13 protein-coding genes are annotated in these 15066 nt (G+C 38.7%); 6 read left to right on the top strand and 7 right to left on the bottom strand.

From position 1 onward, the window contains the following. The first annotated feature begins 52 nt into the window (after window positions 1-52). Window positions 53-727: a thiaminase II gene (gene tenA / locus R2H34_RS15620; protein WP_004951380.1), complete on the top strand. Its 675-nt coding sequence runs from the start codon at window positions 53-55 to the stop codon at window positions 725-727. Window positions 728-881: 154 nt separating this feature from the next. Here the strand turns inward: tenA and R2H34_RS15625 are convergent, their stop codons facing one another. The 3 genes from R2H34_RS15625 to R2H34_RS15635 form a co-directional block, all read right to left on the bottom strand. Next, window positions 882-1235, bottom strand: coding sequence for a DUF1304 domain-containing protein (locus R2H34_RS15625; protein WP_125298056.1), 354 nt, complete (start codon window positions 1233-1235; stop codon window positions 882-884). A gap of 72 nt (window positions 1236-1307) precedes the next feature. Beyond that, window positions 1308-2285: a zinc-binding dehydrogenase gene (locus R2H34_RS15630; protein ID WP_125298057.1), complete on the bottom strand. Its 978-nt coding sequence runs from the start codon at window positions 2283-2285 to the stop codon at window positions 1308-1310. Window positions 2286-2288: 3 nt separating this feature from the next. After that, a complete protein-coding gene (locus R2H34_RS15635; protein WP_125298058.1) occupies window positions 2289-2891 on the bottom strand; it encodes a TetR/AcrR family transcriptional regulator in 603 nt (200 codons plus the stop codon). A gap of 366 nt (window positions 2892-3257) precedes the next feature. Here R2H34_RS15635 and uvrA point away from each other — a divergent pair, with 366 nt between their 5' ends. Further along, complete coding sequence (gene uvrA, locus R2H34_RS15640; protein WP_004964883.1) at window positions 3258-6089, top strand: excinuclease ABC subunit UvrA; 2832 nt, start codon at window positions 3258-3260, stop codon at window positions 6087-6089. On the opposite strand, the gene R2H34_RS15645 is transcribed toward uvrA, so the two are convergent. Both R2H34_RS15645 and R2H34_RS15650 read right to left on the bottom strand, forming a co-directional pair. Further along, window positions 6069-6803 (bottom strand): hypothetical protein, encoded by a 735-nt coding sequence (locus R2H34_RS15645; protein WP_005403384.1) that lies wholly within the window; start codon window positions 6801-6803, stop codon window positions 6069-6071. The genes uvrA and R2H34_RS15645 overlap by 21 nt on opposite strands. Before the next feature lie 72 nt (window positions 6804-6875). Further along, a complete protein-coding gene (locus tag R2H34_RS15650) occupies window positions 6876-8597 on the bottom strand; it encodes a GGDEF domain-containing protein (RefSeq protein WP_087539955.1) in 1722 nt (573 codons plus the stop codon). A 1466-nt stretch (window positions 8598-10063) separates the two neighbouring features. Here R2H34_RS15650 and omp33-36 point away from each other — a divergent pair. Then, a complete protein-coding gene (gene omp33-36 / locus R2H34_RS15655) occupies window positions 10064-10930 on the top strand; it encodes a porin Omp33-36 (RefSeq protein ID WP_004964892.1) in 867 nt (288 codons plus the stop codon). A gap of 116 nt (window positions 10931-11046) precedes the next feature. Here omp33-36 and R2H34_RS15660 read toward each other — a convergent pair whose 3' ends face one another. Next, window positions 11047-11697 carry a response regulator gene (locus R2H34_RS15660; protein WP_004909861.1) on the bottom strand — a complete coding sequence of 217 codons (651 nt, stop codon included), beginning with the start codon at window positions 11695-11697 and terminating at the stop codon, window positions 11047-11049. A 353-nt stretch (window positions 11698-12050) separates the two neighbouring features. On the opposite strand from R2H34_RS15660, the gene msuE reads away from it, so the two are divergent. Both msuE and sfnG read left to right on the top strand, forming a co-directional pair. After that, complete coding sequence (msuE, locus tag R2H34_RS15665; protein ID WP_004964895.1) at window positions 12051-12791, top strand: FMN reductase; 741 nt, start codon at window positions 12051-12053, stop codon at window positions 12789-12791. 22 nt (window positions 12792-12813) lie between these two features. Next, complete coding sequence (gene sfnG, locus R2H34_RS15670) at window positions 12814-13926, top strand: dimethylsulfone monooxygenase SfnG (RefSeq protein ID WP_004964898.1); 1113 nt, start codon at window positions 12814-12816, stop codon at window positions 13924-13926. A 73-nt stretch (window positions 13927-13999) separates the two neighbouring features. Here the strand turns inward: sfnG and R2H34_RS15675 are convergent, their stop codons facing one another. Next, window positions 14000-14413 carry an Lrp/AsnC family transcriptional regulator gene (locus tag R2H34_RS15675; RefSeq protein ID WP_087539953.1) on the bottom strand — a complete coding sequence of 138 codons (414 nt, stop codon included), beginning with the start codon at window positions 14411-14413 and terminating at the stop codon, window positions 14000-14002. Between the two features lie 102 nt (window positions 14414-14515). On the opposite strand from R2H34_RS15675, the gene R2H34_RS15680 reads away from it, so the two are divergent. After that, window positions 14516-15058, top strand: a complete 543-nt coding sequence (locus R2H34_RS15680; protein ID WP_318342346.1) for a cysteine hydrolase family protein — start codon at window positions 14516-14518, stop codon at window positions 15056-15058. Window positions 15059-15066 lie beyond the last annotated feature (8 nt).

The following is a 15066-nucleotide window of genomic DNA, read 5'->3' on the forward strand; positions in this document are numbered from 1 at the left end:
CTGATATAGTTTGAATAAAATCTTAGACTTATTGTTTTTACAGGTTCAATTTATGACTTTTTCTCAGGATGTCTGGCAGCGCAACATCGACCTTTATCAAAAAATCCTCGCACTTCCATTCAACCAAGAACTTGCAGCAGGAACATTGGACCCTCAAGTCTTTTGTCATTATGTGATTCAAGATGCACATTATCTATTGGCTTATGGTCGTGCGCTTGCAGTTGCTGCTGCTAAAGCTTATGAAGCGGATGATGTAATTCAATTTTCTGAAGCTGCAAAAATTGCAATCATCGTTGAACGTAGTCTGCACAGTGATTTCATGCAAGAGTTTTCCATCAGCAAAACTGAATTTGAAAATACCCCGCTCACCCTTGCCTGTCATCACTACACATCTTTTCTAACGGCTACAGCTTGGTCAGAAAGTTATCCTGTGATTTTAGCGGCATTGCTTCCATGTTTTTGGATTTATGCAGAAGTCGGGAAATCAATTATTCACCAATCCGCTGACAATAACCGTTACCAAGCATGGATTGATACCTATGCAGGTGAAGAATTTAATACAGCGGTAAGTAATGTGATTGCAACGATTGATAAAGTAGCAGCGCGTTGCGATGAAGATACTTTAGCAAAAATGCACGCAGCATATACGATGGGTGCAAAGCTGGAGTGGTTATTTTGGGATAGCGCTTATCAGCAACGCCAATGGTTAGGGTTAGATCACGCTTAATCCCATAAATAATTAAACATGACATTCTTTTAGACATAAAAAAGCCCCATAAAGGGGCTTAGTCGTATATCGTATCGTCCGATATACTGTATGAGGCTCATCTCAAACTGGCTGCATTAAAACATAAATCAGATCGAGTGAATACCTTTATTACTTAAAAAAAGTTAACGGCAATTAAGGCTATCACTGCGGGTACAGATTGGATATAAATAATTTTTTTGCTCGCCGTCAAACCACCATAAATACCTGCAATCAATACACAACCTAAAAAGAAATTCGCCAAAGCCACAGCATAGGTTTCAGGTGCAATTAACGACCAGAATAAGCCTGCTGCAAGAAAACCATTATAGAGACCTTGGTTCTGCGCTAAAACTTTGGTGAGCTGGGCTTTTTCAGGAGTATTCGCAAATGCTTTTAAACCTGCTGGTTTATCCCATAAAAACATTTCCAATACTAAGATATAAACATGCAAGACAGCAATTAATCCTACGAGCAGTTGTCCGATCATCTCATTTTCCTTTTTATTGTATGACTTAATATCAGTAGACCAGCCTCACGACTGGTCATGCAATTTTCAAAATTAAGCTTTTAACAACACTTTACCCTGACGTGCTCCCTGAGTCGCTTTCAGTGCAGCTGTTTTAATGTCATCAAAACTGAAAATGCCTTCTACAGGTAAAATCAGCTTCTTTTGTGTCGCAAGGGTTAATAACTCAACAAATAATGCCTTTTTACGCTCTGCTGGCATTTCTTTATTGACTACACTTGCCCAAAAGCCTTTCACTGTAGCCTGTTTGAAAATCAAATCACCCGATGAAATCTGCATGGTTTCACCCGTCATGCTGCCAAATGAAACTAATAAGCTATTTTCACTCAGTAGATTCAGCATTTCACCACTCGCCGCTCCACCAATTGAATCCACGCCTGCAATTAATGGCTGATCAGCATGAATGGCTTTCACTTGTTGCTTCCAATCCGCCTGATCAGTCGCAACTACATGTTGAATACCTAAAGCCTGCATTTCAGCAATCGCATCGGTACGACGCACGAGATTAATCACTTGCAAACCACGCGCTTGAGCGATCATGGCAACGGTTTTACCCACTGCACCATTCGCTGTGTTCTGAATCAGCCATTGACCTGCTTGAACATTTACAAAGTCCAATAACATCAATGCACTAATCGGCATACCAATCAATTGAGCTGCTGTTTCATCATCAATCGCATCATTTAAAGGAATGATGCTTTGCGCAGGAGCAATAAAATATTCTGCCCAACTGCCATGTACCCCAGCAACTGCAACCCGTTGCCCTAATTTACTTTCATCGACACCTTCACCTACAGCATCGACGATACCTACCGCTTCACTACCACCAATTGCAGGTAAAGTTGGCTTATAGCCATAACTCCCCCTCACCGTCCATACATCATGATTATGGATTGGAGACATAATGGTCTTGATACGCACTTCACCTGCTTTAGGCTTTGGTTGAGGCATATCCGCTACTTCTAAAACATCTACGGGTTCGCCAAATTGGTAGTGGATAACACTTTGCATGATTTATTCCTGTATCGGTTGTAACAGCTGTTTCGTGGTTTCCAAAGCAAGATGCAATGGTGCTTTGTCTTGTGCCAATTTGGTCATCAATGCCGCACCCAACCAAAGCTGATACATCACTTGAGCTGTTTTAAATGGGTCAAGATGTGTTGGAATCAAACCTTGCTGCTGCCCTTCTTGTAATAGCAGCGCTATGCGTTGCGTGAGTCGATGCACACCTAAATTCAAAATTTGTCGCATGTCTTCTGATAAATCAGAGACTTCAGCCGCGAGTTTCACTATTAAGCAGTTTTCTGCCCAACTGCCGTAAATTGGATCGTCAATCCATGCCTGCCACAACCCCATCAAACGTGCATAAGCACTTTGTTCAGTGTGCTGCCATAGCTGCTCGACACGTACTTTATAGTCAGCCATGTACTGTTCTAATAAAGCACAACCAAAGGCCTCTTTAGACGAAAAATAGTGATAGAACGAACCTTTGGGTACGTCACAGGCTTTCAAAATTTCTTGTAAGCCAAGCCCAACAAAACCTTTATGCAATACCAATTCAAAACTGGTATCCAAGATGTGTTTTCGGATTGCTTCACTTTTCATTGATCGTTTCATGTTCACACTATAAATAAATATTAGACCAGTCGTCTAGTAAAGTTATGTATTTTTATTTAGCAACAGCTTTACAGTAGTAAAATGAGAAAAGGAATGATAAAAATATAACTCGGTTTGAGACTGATCATGTTTGAAAAAGTGGTCTGACCGTCACAACTTGTCGTTTTAAATATTTTTATACCACTTGAACAATTTTAAGGCGCTATCATATAAGACCTGTTAAACAGAACGATGCTGCTCTGCAATTATTTTAAATTGATTGGTACTGAACTTTCTCTCAAGACATTCAAATTAAATAATTGATGATGCACCCCATCAATGTTCAACGTCTTTTGATCTTCTATTGCATATTATTGAGATGTTTTCATGAGCCAAAGTCATATCCGTATTCGAGGCGCACGTACCCATAATTTAAAGAATGTGTCACTCGATATTCCACGTGACAAATTTGTGGTGATCACAGGGCTTTCAGGTTCAGGGAAATCATCGTTGGCATTTGATACCTTATATGCTGAGGGTCAGCGCCGTTATGTTGAATCACTTTCGGCTTATGCACGACAATTCCTTTCGCAAATGGAAAAACCTGAAGTTGATTCAATCGAAGGTTTATCCCCTGCGATCGCGATCGAGCAAAAATCAACGAGCCATAACCCGCGTTCAACTGTCGGAACAATTACCGAAATTTATGACTATTTACGACTGCTCTATGCGCGTGTGGGTACACCCTACTGTCCAGAACATGACTTACCGATGGTCGCACAAACCGTTTCGGAAATGGTCGATGCAGTAAAATCGCTTGAAGAAGGTACGGCACTGATGTTGCTCGCACCTGTGGTTCGTGAGCGCAAAGGCGAATACAGTAACTTATTTGAACAATTACAAAGCCAAGGCTTTGTACGTGCGCGTGTCGATGGCGAAATTATTGATATTGATACCCCACCTGAATTAGACAAAAAGAAAAAACATACCATCGAAGTCGTCGTCGACCGTTTCAAAGTCCGCGATGATCTTGGCAATCGAATTGCTGAATCCTTTGAAACTGCCTTACGTTTAGGTGGCGATATTGCAATTTTATCGTGGATGAATGGCGAACACCCAGAACGTGTCTTTTCAGCGAAACACTCTTGTCCTGAATGTGACCGTGCGGTTGCTGAACTCGAGCCTCGTTTGTTCTCATTTAACAATCCTTTTGGTGCTTGCCCTGTCTGCGATGGTTTAGGGACGCGTAGTCATTTCAGCGCCGACAAACTTATTCCAAACCCAGAAGTATCGATCAGCCAAGGTGCAATTCGTGGTTGGGACAGACAGCGTCCGTATTACTATACGATGCTTCAAAAAGTCGCAGATCATTTTGATATTCCACTCGATACCCCGTGGAATCAACTGGATAAAGAGACACAAAAGAAATTCTTACAAGGTACAGGCAAAGAAAAAATCGACCTCAGTTATATTGATGAACGTGGTCGTAAACATAATCGTGTGCAACCTTTTGAAGGAATATTGCCACATTTGGAACGTCGTTATCGTGAAACGGAATCGAATTATGTCCGTGATGACTTAGCCCAATACTTATCTAATGCCGCTTGTGATGCGTGTGGTGGTTCTCGTCTCAATGAAATCTCGCGTCATGTTCGTGTTAAAGACAAAACCATTGCTGAAATCACCAAGATGTCGATTGGTGATGCAGAAAGTTATTATCAAGACCTCAATCTTGAGGGGGCTAAAGGCGAAATCGCCGATAAAATTTTTAAAGAAATTCGTGAACGTTTACACTTTTTGGTGAGTGTTGGACTCAATTATTTAAGCTTAGCACGTTCGGCTGAAACCCTTTCAGGGGGTGAGGCACAGCGTATTCGTCTCGCTTCGCAAATCGGTGCAGGCTTGATGGGTGTGATGTATGTGCTTGATGAACCATCGATTGGTCTGCATCAACGTGATAATGATCGCTTATTACAAACGCTCATTCGTTTACGTGATTTGGGCAACACCGTGCTAGTCGTTGAGCATGATGAAGATGCGATTCGTGCTGCGGACCATATCATTGATATCGGACCAGGTGCAGGGATTCACGGTGGTGCGATCATTGCTGAAGGAACTTATGACGAATTGGCGAACCATGCCGATTCGCTTACAGGTCAGTATCTTTCAGGCAAATTAAAAATTGCAGTGCCAAAACAACGTACCCAATCACCACGTCCTGATGAAGTGATTAAGCTTTCAGGCGCAAGCGGACATAATCTGAAGAATGTTGATTTAACCATTCCCTTAGGCATTATGACCTGTGTCACTGGCGTTTCAGGTTCAGGAAAGTCAACCTTAATTAACCGAACTTTATTGCCTTTAGCAGCCACTCAACTCAATGGTGCAACCACTCTTACCGCAGAAAAGTTTGATTCAATTGATGGTTTACAGCATTTGGATAAGGTGGTTGATATTGACCAAAGTCCAATTGGTCGTACACCACGTTCGAACCCTGCTACCTACACGGGGTTATTTACCCCAATTCGTGAGTTATTTGCGCAAACCCCTGAAGCCAAAGCACGTGGTTATAGCGCAGGTCGTTTCTCGTTTAACGTAAAAGGCGGGCGCTGTGAGGCATGTGAAGGCGATGGCATGATCAAGGTCGCGATGCATTTCCTGCCTGATATGTATGTGCCTTGTGATGCCTGTCATGGCAAGCGTTATAATCGTGAAACACTGGAAGTAGGCTATAAAGGTAAGAATATTTCTGATGTGTTAGAAATGACGGTAGAAGATGCAGCCGAATTCTTTAGTGCAATTCCTGTGATTCATCGTCGTCTAGAAACACTGACTCAAGTAGGACTGGGTTATATTCGTTTGGGACAGGCAGCAACAACCCTTTCAGGTGGTGAAGCTCAACGCGTGAAATTAGCGCGTGAGTTAGCAAAACGTGATACGGGTAAAACCTTATATATCCTAGATGAGCCAACCACTGGTTTACATTTCCATGATATTGCCAAGTTACTCGATATCTTGCATGAGCTACGTAATAAGGGTAATACCATCGTTGTGATTGAGCATAATTTAGATGTGATCAAAACTGCCGATTGGGTGATTGATCTTGGCCCTGAAGGTGGTTCTGGTGGTGGTCAAATTATCGCTGAAGGCACACCTGAGCAAGTTGCTGAAGTTGAGATTTCACACACAGGTAAGTTCTTAAAACCGATGTTGAAATAAATTTAATTGATTCTCCAAAACTGGCGTAAATTTAGGCTGTACTTTTCTCTCTAGCTTGAATTTACGCCAACTCCTTAAATGCGAAACTGAAGCATATTCAATATTATCAAACAAAGAATGCTGTGTTCTCTGTAATTTCTCAGCACGATTTATGCATTCCCTCAACCATGAGTAAGACATTTTCATATAATCAGCGATATTCAGATATGTATATTTGAGTAATTTAGGTTTTAGACTTTCAAATAATTGAACATACGCCAAAGCCATCGAGAAGCTATTTTCTTGAATATGTTTTAATTGTTTCTTTTGGAGGAAAAGTTGTTCTTCATCCTCAATCATTCCCTGTAATGGCTCAGTTGATGTTGAAGATGATATGCTCAAAAGAATCGGATTAGTCGCTTCATCTACATCATTACTAGAACTTTGATCCATACTCAGTGCTTTTCTGAGCACTCGATCAACACCATAACCATAAAGATTTCGCATTTGGCTTTTTAGTTCAATCCAATGTTCAAGATTAACAGGATCAAATACACCTATCCATCTATCTATTACGTATAGAAAAGCATTTTGAGCAATATCATCTGCTTCATATTGTTTAGAAGATTGGGCAATTCTCTGCCAGTCATTATAATGTTGAGTTGAATAAATAGCTTCGCATAATTTTTCTTGGTCTTTTACTAACACAAATAGAATCTTAATTTTGGAACTCATATAAACTAGCAATTCTAAATTTAAATATGATGACCAAAAAAGATAAACTTAAAAATTTCACGGCAACTTTTTTTATCCCTCCACCACATTCTTCCCTTTAGCCTTCGCTCTTAACATCGATTGATCCGCATTTTCTAGCAGTTCAAGCCAGCTTTCTGCTCCGACAGCTACTCCAATACTTATCGATACTTGGATGGATTCACCTAAACTCGAAACCTCTATAGACTGACTGGCGATTTCAGTACGAATACTTTCCGCAATATGCTTAGCTGCATCTAACTGAATATTTTCAATAACCACTAAAAACTCATCACCACCATAACGCACAATCAGATCGGATGCCCTTACGTTATGCTTCAATTGATCCGCGATCATTGTAATCACCTGATCACCCACAATATGACCATACTGATCATTGACCAACTTAAAGTTATCAATATCAATCACGATCACACCTGTTTTAGAAAACGCATTTGGGCGACTTTCCAAAACCCGAATGTATTCATCCAAAGCTAAGCGATTCGCTACACCAGTCAGCACATCTGAGTTCGCGATTTTCTTCAACTGAGACTCCATCATGTCTCGTTGTTTTAACATCGCTTTTAAACGATCGATCGCTTCGAATAATGAAGCAAATTCCTGTTTTGATGCTTTCGTATTCAGGTCTTCATAGGATGTGTTAGATAAGCGTAAGATCATTTGCCGAGCCCTAATTAAAGGCATAAATACCTTTCGCTTGGTATAAATCATAATAAATAGAGCTGTCAGCAATGAAACACTGGTCATACATAATGTAAAAATCAGTTGTTGTTTTGCTTTTCTATTCTGTTCATACGCTACTTGGATACTGCTATCCAAAATATAATTTTGTAGATCCATCACCGTAATAAATTTATCTACAATTTGCTCGGTAAGTTGCGTTCCTGTAAGTGAATAAGTTTGTTTCTTTGCACTCTCATCTAATAATCTTGAGATCAGTGGTAGTCCCTGATCAAGAAACTCCGTTTTTACACGTCGATGTAAACGATAATATTCTGTAGTTTTGGTTTGTTCAGGCTGAATCGTATCGACCAATGACCATAGATATCTGGCTTGATGTTGAGTTTGTAATGATCGAGCACGATTAATATCTGATATCGTTTCCTTAAACGTCACAGGTGCCATGATATTAGATGCTACGCGACCCGCTTGATCACGCATATCCGTTAAAACAACAATCGAAATAAAGTAATTTGACATCTTACTGTCTTTACTTTTTGCTTCTAGCATCAGAGCACTCAGATATTCACGTGTCTTATCCCATGCAGCGAACATGGATACTATCGCATGATCTAATTCTGCTGCATTACGTTGTTTTGGAGGGATCAGAGCATAGTCATCAACGACTTTTCGTGACTGTGCTAATTGAGTTTTTAAATCAGAATTTAAAGCCGTCGCGATAGAGTTAAAACCTGCTTGATGAAGTGTTGTAATCGCCTCATCAATTTGCTGATCGACAACCAGTCTAAATTCTTTCAACTCCTTTTGATGTTGCTGAAGCTCATCAGGCGTACTCGACATGAGCTTATTGGCAGGCGCTCGCTCTCTTGAAATCTTATTGGCTGTTTTTACTAAGGCCCGCAAACTTGTGATTTCTGATAATACTTGTTGAGTTTTTATATAATCTTGATAACTATGAATTATTAATGGAATAGAAATGTATAAGATCGAAAAAATAATCACGACCATGCAAGAAAATAGACGAAGGCTAATCTGCTCTGAACGTAATTTAACACGTTTCAAACTACGTTCCATGAAGACATCCTACTCTTTTCAAAAACTCATCCTATTTGATTTCTTGAGAATATTAATCTTACCTTAATTTTTAATTTGCGCTGATATGATTCCAATTAATTTTGAGACTTTTATAATCAAAGAATAATATGCAACTTTTTAAATTTCATTTTATTAAAATAACACTTTAAAATAATTAAACTATTTTAGTTTTAACAATACTCTGGTGTATTTACAAGTATTTATAAAAAATGAATAGTCTCTTTATCATTCGACACAGCAGAAAATTTCAAGCTATTGATTTAATTAAAAAAACAAATAATCGAAAAAACAAATTCTGAAGATAAATATTATCAATTTCCCTAATTAAGTAAAAAGAGACACAATCAATTTAGATAAGAAATTAAGCAATTTGATACAAATTCCTCAAGGATGTTTCTCCCAATGATCAAACATCCTTCTTCTCATACCCAACCCACCTCATAGGGTTGGGTCTTTTTTATTATTAATTTACTAAAAAACCATCAAAACCAAAAACTAAAGCAGAATATAAACACCACGTAAAAATAATATATATCCCAGATGATCTGATTATTAGCCATATGATATATGTGATTCATTATCAATATAAATTTATGCCAAATGCAATCGAAGTACTTTCAACATCTTGAATATCGGTCATTGAGATATTGCTATTTTAATATTATTTTTAAAAACTAACTGCATGTGGTTTTTTTTAATATTGTCATACTTTGTCTTACAACTTGATGTCTGAAGCTGATCAAACAGTCGAGCGAACAGCTATTTCATAGATTTATAAATAATTTTTTATTTGAACAACTTATAAATCAAATTTCCTACACTAAAAAATTGATAAAAAAAGCTCAGCCTTGGGGAAAGCCGAGCTAGTAAAATCAGATGCTTTTAAACATCGAATACTCAAGAAAATGTTATGAGATAGAATGCTAAACAAATATCTCTTGGGCGCAATTATGTGAACTAAGTCTCCAAATGTAAAGTCGATTAAATAGATCAGGATTCTTTTTTTGATCGTTTTTTGGAATTAAAAAACAACACTGTTCAATTAAATAGCAAACCTTGACCCGAACTACTGTTAAAAAATATGATTTATCATTCCAATTTGTAAAAAAAATAGATTTTGAACACAATTTTTCCAGCCAATTATGACAGTTTTAAGAAACCAATAATTGATAAATTAGATTAATACAATCGTATTTATCAATCAAAATAGTAAATTATGAACCCCAAATAATATGTGCTTTTATTCACTATTTTGAATCTATCTATTTGTAAGATATAAACTTCAATCTCGGTTGACAGCACCACACACAGTTGTATGTATTTTGATCACAACCTGAGTGCATTATGATCGTTTATCGGGTTCTCAGATTTATTACATTGACATCATATTTTGTTACAATACAATGACTCAACTTTATTCATTACTGTTAAAGCTGGAAATTATTATGAAAAAACTCGGTTTAGCCACTGCTTTAGTATTAGCCATGACCGGTGCTCACGCTTACCAATTCGAAATACAAGGTCAGTCTGAAGCTCTAGATTCTAACGATGAAAACAGAGATTTTAATAATTACACTGTTGGCGGACAAGCAACTTACTACTTCAAAAATGTAGATGCTTCTAAAGGTCCTTTAGCTGAAGCAGCTTTTGTTAACCAAGCTTCTAACGTATCTCTTGGTTATAACTTTGCTAATCTTGACGAAGTTAAATCTCAAAACGTAGGTGTTAAAGCTGAAGCTTATGTACCAACTCCATATACACCAGCGTATGCAAGCTTAAGCTATAGCGCGACTGACAATGACGGTAAATATGGTCTTAATGATGACCGTGGTCAGCGTTGGGCTGTTGAATTTGGTTCGGTAATCGCTCCAAACTTCCTTGTTGCTGTAGGTTATACAAACGTTGTTGAACAAACATCTTTGGATACTTTCAAAATCTTAAATAGTGGTTTTGCTAAAGCAGTTGGTGAAACAGCGACTATCGCTGATGACCAAGATGCAATCACTGCTCGTACTAAATACGTTGGTGCGATCGATGGTACTCCAATGTCAATCGGTTTTGAAACTGGTCTCGTTTATGGTGAAGACACTGCATACGAGTTAAAAACTGATTTGTACTTAAACTCTCAACTTAGCGCTGGTGTTTCTTACGCTGAATCTAGCTTTGCTGGTTCACCAGACTCAGCTTGGGGCGTGAACGTAAATTACTTCATCACTCCAGCGATCGCTGTTGGTGCAAGCTACTTAAATGCTAATGGTGTTAATGCAGCTGATATGCAAACTGTTGGTTTAAACGCTAAAGTACGCTTCTAATACAGTCATAGATGTTCTAATTAAGCATCTATGCATAAAAAACCCAGTTCATATGAACTGGGTTTTTTATTGTCTTTAAACATTTGAATAACCGAATGAGTTATTCAACTTGTTAATTACATCTTTTTATCTTCGATATTTAATGCACTAATCGCAAGTACTGCCTGCGTACGGTTTTGTACGCCTAATTTGCGGAAAATTGCTGTCACATGCGCTTTAATTGTCGCTTCTGATACATCTAGCTCATAAGCAATTTGTTTATTTAACAAGCCTTCAGCAACCATCATCAACACACGGAACTGTTGTGGTGTGAGTGATTGTAAACGTTCTGCCAAAGCCGTTTCATCGGCAGCACGAGGATCAAAACCTGAATGTGTCGGTAGATTTGGAGGTAACCAAATCTCACCTTCCAAAACATGTTTAATAGCTTCACCAATATGACTTGGATGAGATGATTTTGGAATATAACCCATCGCACCATGTGCAATCGCACGCTGAATGATGGAGGTTTCTTCATGTGCAGAAACAACAATGATTGGAATTGCAGGATATTGCGCTCTCACATATACCAACGCGGAAAAACCAGAGGCACCTGGTAGATTTAAATCCAACAAAACTAAATCTGGCTCTGCACCATGTTCTAAGCGTTCATAAAATTCATCAACATCTGCAGTTTCCTGAATTTGTGCCTGCGGAATGCTATAACGAACCGCTTGAATCAAAGCGTGTCTAAATAACGGATGGTCGTCTACAATTAAAATATTCATAAGCGCTTTACGCAATCTGCAAGTACGTCACTGTACGGTGTTTATTCAAATCTAATCTATCTTAGCCTATTTTTGAAATAAACTGTTGTAAGAGCATCAAAACTTATTTATTTCGCAAATATGAAAAATAAATCAGATAATGATATAACTCACACAACCTAGATCATTCCCAAACTACTATACCGAAATAGCGAATAGAAACAGAGCATTAAATTCATTTAATTTGCTTCAAAACGTGATTTTTCAACTTATATTTAAAACAGATAAGCTTGCAGCATTTCCTTATTTTACAGTCGACAGGAGCTATAGATAAATAAATAGCAATTCCTTATTGCTGATTTAGGCGTTTATCCATGTCACATCAAAATAACCTTTCTACTCCCTTAAATATTGTTGCGGTCTCAGGTGGCTTAAATAGCCCATCAAAAACAGAAAGCTTGGTACAAGCAATTTTGGATGAACTTGCGGAGGCAACTCAGATCCATGTGCATTTTATTAAACTCAGTGAGATTGGTCCCTTATTAGGAGGTGCCATCTATCGAAATCAGTTACCACAACGTGTCCAAGATGATTTAGCTGCAGTTGAAGCTGCCGATGCATTGATCGTGGGAACACCTGTTTACCGTGCTTCATTTACAGGGTTGTTTAAATACTTTTTTGATTTCGTAGAGCAAACCGCTTTAGTTGATGTACCTGTTTTGTTGGCTGCATCAGGAGGAAGCGACCGCCATGCTTTGGTACTAGAACATCAATTACGCCCGTTATTTAGCTTTTTCCAAGCACAAACCTTACCTATCGGGGTTTATGCAACTGATCGCGACTTTACCCCAGAATATACTGTTAAAAGTGAACAATTGGCGGATCGAGTCACCTTGGCTGTAGCACGAGCTCTGCCTATTTTGGAATGGGCACCCACCAAAGGCAAACGTGCCGAAGTTATCAAAGCAAAAACTGAACAGGCCAATCAGAATCTCGGCATTAATAAACAAATTGAACAAGCCGAAGTTCTCCCTTCAGCCGCTGTCCCAGATTTGGATGCTGCGGAATCACGTTTACATCAGAAATCTAATAAAAATTTAACTCAGGTTGCATAAGCGACCTGAGGGAGGAAAATCTATGTCCTTGCAATCATCAGAAATTAAGTTTGCATATTGGGTTCCAAATGTGAGTGGTGGTTTAGTGGTCAGTACAATTGAACAACGTACTGACTGGAGTTATGACTACAACATTCGTTTGGCGCAAACAGCAGAAAAAAATGGTTTCGAATATGCACTCACTCAAATCCGTTTTACTGCGGGCTATGGTGCAGAAAATCAGCATGAATCGGTGAGCTTTAGTCACGCTTTGTTGGCAAAAACAGAGAAACTCAAAGTGATTGCGGCGATTTTGCCAGGGCCGTGGAAACCAGCACTTGCAGCAAAGCAATTGGCAACGATTGATTATTTAACTCAAGGTCGTATTGCCATTAATGTGGTCAGTGGATGGTTCCGTGGAGAATTTGATGCAATCGGTGAGCCTTGGCCTGAGCATGATGAACGATATATCCGTTCTGAAGAGTTTATTCGAACCCTTAAAGGCATTTGGACTACAGATAATTATAGTTTTGAAGGTAAATATTACCAATTCCAAAACTATACGCTAAAACCAAAGCCAGCACAGAAACCCTATATCGAAGTCTTTCAAGGTGGTAGTTCACGCGCCGCACGAGACATGGCAGCTCGTGTTTCTGATTGGTATTTTACCAATGGGAATAGCGTTGCAGAGATTAAGAAACAGATTGATGATGTCCGTGCCAAAGCAAAACTCGAAAATCGCCATGTGAAAATCGGAGTGAATGCTTTTATTATTGCACGTGATACGGAGCAAGAAGCTCAAGCCGTGCTGAATGAAATCATCGCTAAGGCAAATGTCGAAGCAGTCAATGCATTTGGTGATGCAACACGTGAAGCAGGTGCAGCAGCACCAGAACAAGAAGGAAATTGGGCTAAATCAACCTTTGATGATCTAGTACAATACAACGATGGTTTTAAAACTAATTTGATCGGTACACCACAGCAGATAGCTGAACGAATCGTGGATTTAAAAAACGTAGGCGTTGATCTCATCCTGTCAGGCTTTCTGCATTTCATTGAAGAGGTTGAGTATTTCGGTGAAAACGTTCTACCTTTGGTTCGACAAATCGAACAGCAGCAATTACAACACTTGCAAGTACCTGCCAAATCAGCTTGACACACTGTGATATAAGAAGAAAAAGAAAGAGTAAAAAACCTTTTCCTCAAGACTCGGCTTGGGGATTTTTATTTTAGTGAAGCTCTATTTCTCGCATCACAGTTTCAACTGAATAGCGACTCCACTGCGATAATTTCTCTATAAACTGATTGAATTCGGATGGATTAAAATGACTCACAATCATATAGCAGCCATTTCCTAAGGTTTTAAAACATTCATCAATCTGCGGATATTGCTTGACCAGTTGCTCAATCTCTGTAAAAGCCTGTTGCTCATTTAAGAACAGTTGAATGAATTGTTTATATTCATAACCTATCGTGATGGTGTAATTCTTAATAATACCCGCATCCATGAGTTGTGCGATGCGAGCACCTACGGCTTGCCCTGTACGATGCACGTGTTGTCCGATCTGCTTATGAGTCAGACGTGAATCGTGTTTGAGTAACGCAATAATTTTTAAATCAATTGGATCAAGTTCAATATTCATTTTTCATTACGAAAGAAAATAGGATTCAAAGCTTTCATCAGACTATAGCTGATTTTTCATCATCTCCCTAAGCTTGTTTTATCTCCTATTGGGACATTTAAAATGAAACAAGCACTCCTCATTATCGACGTTCAAAATGATTATTTTAAAGATGGCAAAATGGAATTAGTGAATCCAGAGCATGCTTTAGAAAAAATCAATCAATTAGAATATTACTTTAATCAAAACAATTTACCGATTATTTATATTCAACATATCAACCCTGCATCTGCGGGCTTTTTCCTTGAAAATACGCTGGGTGTGGAATTACATCCTAAACTTCTACTTAGCGACTCATCACTCGTTGTGCAAAAGCATTTTCCGAATAGTTTCTTGAAAACAAATCTTCAATCAATGCTTCAAAAGCTTCAGATCGAACAACTCGTGATTACAGGCATGATGACGCATATGTGTATAGATTCAGGTACACGTGCCGCATGCGAGCTTGGCTATCAACCCATATTAATTGCCGATGCAACAGCAACTCGTGATCTAGAATATAAAAACTCCATCGTCAAAGCATCGGATGTACAGTCAGCGTTTTTATCAGCTCTAAATGTTTTTGCGAAAGTACAAAATACCTCTGATTTCCTGAACAATCAGTAAGCGCGAAA

Origin of the sequence: Acinetobacter sp. 16, assembly GCF_033439925.1 — a bacterium.
Lineage (GTDB): Bacteria > Pseudomonadota > Gammaproteobacteria > Pseudomonadales > Moraxellaceae > Acinetobacter > Acinetobacter junii.